Origin of the sequence: Salipiger sp. PrR003 (genome assembly GCF_010500785.1) — a bacterium.
GTDB classification, from domain to species: Bacteria; Pseudomonadota; Alphaproteobacteria; order Rhodobacterales; family Rhodobacteraceae; genus Salipiger; species Salipiger pacificus_A.
On record NZ_JAAGOV010000006.1, the window covers coordinates 1 to 1758 of the forward strand.

The window sequence follows — 1758 nt, forward strand, 5'->3', positions numbered from 1 at the left end:
CTTGAACTCGGCGCCGTAATTCTTTCGTTTGCCAGCCACGCTGTTCTTCCTCGTCATCGTTGGCGGCAAGCTTAGCAAAGTGTCCGATTTTCGGGGACCACTTCAGTCCCCGAGGTTGTCATCTCGGATTTAAGCACTTTTCCCGGGGCGAGAAGTTCCAGGCAAGAAATCACGGCCCCCTCTGCTCGGCAGTGACCCGGGTGCGCAGTTTACAAGGTGAACCGCGGAATTGTTGGTCGCTGGTTGCTCTGCCAAGCGCCGGGGGACTACTCTGCTGCAGCGACACTCAAGCCGGAGACCCACGCAAAATGGACGATGAAGCCGATCGAGGCTCTGAAGTTTGCTTCGCCCATCTTCTCGTCGATGGTCATCCGGTCGATCCGGACACGGCACGGGACGTGGCACGTTTCAGGCGGGCCGAGCGGGCGCGTCTGATCGCGGCCCGCGCGCTCTCGCCTCTCGCGCGAGAAAGAGGCACGACCACCCTCATCGCCGAGCTCGAACGGGTCGTGGCGCCGCGGCCCGGCATGACGCTCGCCGCCTATTGGCCGATCCGGGGTGAGCCGGACCTCCGTCCCTGGATGGCGACGGCACATGCCGCTGGCGCGCGCGTCGTGCTGCCCGTCGTCGTCGACGAAAATGAGCCCCTGGAATTCCGGGTCTGGAGCCCGCACTGCCGGATGTCGCGAGGCCTCTGGAATATCTTTGTGCCCGCAGATGGCGAGGTGTGTAGGCCGGACGTCGTCATAGCTCCACTCGTCGGTGTGGATGAGGCCCTCTACCGCCTGGGAAACGGCGGCGGATACTACGACCGCACCTTGGCGAGGATCGATCCGCGGCCGCGCTGCATTGGCGTTGGTTTCGCCGGGTGCACGGTGCCGACGATCTTTCCGATGCCCTGGGATGTGCCCATGGACGAGATACTGCTCTCGGACGGAACGCGGATGACGCGCTGAGGCTCCACCGAGGAGCGCGCGCGGCGGCATTGCCATCGCGACTTTGCCTTCTGTCAAAGGAGCCCTGGGATCCGGCGGGACCGGCAAGGGCGCGCTCGATATAGGTGCATGCTGTTGCCTCGCCAATTTTCGCAGGCACCATCGGAACCGTCGGGCAGGGCGCCGCAACTGGGTTCAGCACCCTTGACCGGAAGAGTGAGCGCGATCTGCTGTCGCCAACCCGAGACGGGGAGCATCTATTGGTGGCGACGTCTCGCTGAGTTTTTTGCAGCGTGCCGGTCGCGCTCCTGTGGCAAACCCCTTGTCGGCGGCAAGGTTCCAGGAAAAGCGTGGCTCTCGCGCCCCAGCGAAAGCGCCGCTGCAGATGTGGGTCCGCGGCGACATCCGCCAATTCAGCTTCTGGTTCCGGCATGTTGCAAGTTTCCGCCGGGATCACCTTGAAGGGGTTCTAAGCCAGGAAGAGGTCATCTAGAGGTTGTCGCCTGAAAACAAAGGAGAAGTGCGTGGCGAACGAAACCCTGACCCTGACCTTAGATGATCATCCGGAGACCCTCGACAAGATTGGGGCACGGTTCGCGACGATCGAACCCGGGACGACGCTCACTGTACGCATGCCCCTCGACCTCGGCTTGATGTTCCTGGAGGACCCGGACGCCAGAGTTCCACCGCCCGGAGGCGAGGAGGTGAATATGGCTGCCGACTTTGAGGCATTTACGGCCAAGCACTGCGACTTGTGCGCTCGCTACTACCTCAACATGTTTCAGGAAGGTGAGGAGGCATTGGCGGAATTGACCATGGAAAA

The 1758-nt window shown here is 62.5% G+C and carries 2 protein-coding genes; both read left to right on the plus strand.

Annotated features, from left to right (window positions below):
* Positions 1 to 308 precede the first annotated feature (308 nt).
* On the plus strand, positions 309 to 956 hold the full coding sequence (locus G0D83_RS00055; protein WP_164188506.1) for a 5-formyltetrahydrofolate cyclo-ligase: 648 nt from the start codon (positions 309 to 311) through the stop codon (positions 954 to 956).
* Between the two features lie 503 nt (positions 957 to 1459).
* The coding region (locus G0D83_RS00060; RefSeq protein ID WP_164188508.1) for a hypothetical protein at positions 1460 to 1758 on the plus strand (299 nt) is incomplete at its 3' end.

Excerpts from the sequence above, each read along its gene's own strand:
- G0D83_RS00055 (WP_164188506.1), top strand. The coding sequence starts at position 309 with ATGGACGATGAAGCCGATCGAGGCTCTGAAGTTTGCTTCGCCCATCTT.